The organism is Ruegeria sp. SATB045, assembly GCF_059613525.1.
Genome location: NZ_JBXWSR010000030.1, coordinates 1 through 1,469, shown reverse-complemented (window position 1 = coordinate 1,469; position 1,469 = coordinate 1). Strand labels below are relative to the sequence as shown.

Annotated in this window: 3 protein-coding genes; all 3 read left to right on the top strand. The window is 58.9% G+C overall.

Annotation, left to right across the window (positions count from 1 at the left end):
- Positions 1-55 precede the first annotated feature (55 nt).
- Entirely contained in the window at positions 56-223 is a 168-nt protein-coding gene (locus AC2FNR_RS17415) for a hypothetical protein (protein WP_170537863.1), read from the top strand.
- On the top strand, positions 216-407 hold the full coding sequence (locus AC2FNR_RS17410) for a hypothetical protein (RefSeq protein WP_496850375.1): 192 nt from the start codon (positions 216-218) through the stop codon (positions 405-407). The genes AC2FNR_RS17415 and AC2FNR_RS17410 overlap by 8 nt, the downstream gene beginning before the upstream one ends.
- A 37-nt stretch (positions 408-444) precedes the next feature.
- A partial coding sequence (locus tag AC2FNR_RS17405; RefSeq protein ID WP_496850373.1) for a DUF6538 domain-containing protein occupies positions 445-1,469 on the top strand: 1,025 nt, incomplete at its 3' end.

Genomic DNA, 1,469 nt, shown 5'->3' with positions numbered 1-1,469 from the left:
AAAACCGAGCAACCTCCTGCATCTAAATAAAGAAGCAACTGCAGGAGATTGATCCATGAAGTACCTGTCTGCCCTCGGCGTTCTCGTCGGGGGTTTTCTTTTGCACCCACCGCCCAAGGCCGTCCTGACGACGATGCTCTGGGTGGTTTCGCGGTCTCACCCCGCTGTCTCAGCGCTGGTTCTGCTGGCGGTTCTCTGGACGTGGAAGTCCGACGATGACTGAGCTGGAGCTGACCCCCGGCGACGTCGTGGTCGTCCGCGCCTTCGATGACGTCCCTGAGCATCTGTTCCGCGTGGAAGAGGTGTTCGAAGACTGCGTGACCGGCTTTGCTGTCAGCGGTCCACTGGCTGGGTCCTACGGCGAACCGGCCCTCGAGATGATCGTCAGGCTCGTCTCAACCAACTGACCCCATCCCAAATTCGAAACAGAAAAGGAGGAGACCCATGTCTGCTCACATTCGCTATGCCTATCTGAAGGGCCATACGTGGCTGTTCAGACGCAACTATCCCGTTGACGTGGCTCTTGCGCTGGGCGCTCGGGCGCTGAAGCAGAGCCTCAAGACCAGTGACCGCAACACTGCCCGCGTTCGCGCCGCTGAAGTCAACGCCCGGTTCGAGACACTGGTGGAACAGGTTCGGTCGCACGCTGAAGAAGCCCTCTCTGCCCCGGAGGTCAACGGTTTGTCTCCTGATTGGGTTGACCATCCGGAGTCGTCTCTCGTCCGTCTCCGGGCCACTCTGGAGCACTCTGGGTGCAATCTGGAGCCGTCCAGCTTCGCCAGACCATCAGCACCAGTGAAGGTGCCAGTGCGTGACCTGAGCCGGGCCTATCTGAACAAGCGCAGTAATGAGCTACGACCCAGCGGGTTTAAATCGGTCCGATACTCTGTCGGGTTGTTCACTAGTCGATACGGTGACCAATCGGTTTGCGGTCTGGACAGAGCAGACGGACGGGAGTTTCTGTCCGCAATAGCCCAACTGTCTCCGATGATCGGCAAGTCAGAACGGACCCGTGGGTTAACTCTGGACCAGTTAGTAGCGTATTCCTCTCGGGGGTCGCTGACCATAACAGCCAGAACTCAGCGACGTATCTGGTCTCAGGTCAATCACTTCCTCGACTGGGTGGTCTACGAGGGGCATCTGGAGGTCAATCCATTCCGAACGGTTCTCTTCGACCGGAAGGTGCGCCCAGCGCCTTATGCAGTTCCGACGGACGATGAAGTCGTGCGGTTGCTCCAAGCCAAGGACCGGGAGTTACATCCGGTTCTGCTGACCTGTCTGCTATCAGGAATGCGAGCGGGGGAAGCGGTCGGGCTGCTCCGGGAAGACCTTGTGACCAAGGGCAACCTCGGGTGCTTCGTTCATGTCAGACCAAACGAACTGCGACTGCTCAAGACGGACGCGGCGGAGCGACTGGTTCCGGTTCATCCGATGCTAGATGAGACGTTTCGGCAGTTACCCTCATCCGG

Excerpts from the sequence above, each read along its gene's own strand:
- AC2FNR_RS17415 (WP_170537863.1), top strand. The coding sequence starts at position 56 with ATGAAGTACCTGTCTGCCCTCGGCGTTCTCGTCGGGGGTTTTCTTTTG.
- AC2FNR_RS17410 (WP_496850375.1), top strand. The coding sequence starts at position 216 with ATGACTGAGCTGGAGCTGACCCCCGGCGACGTCGTGGTCGTCCGCGCC.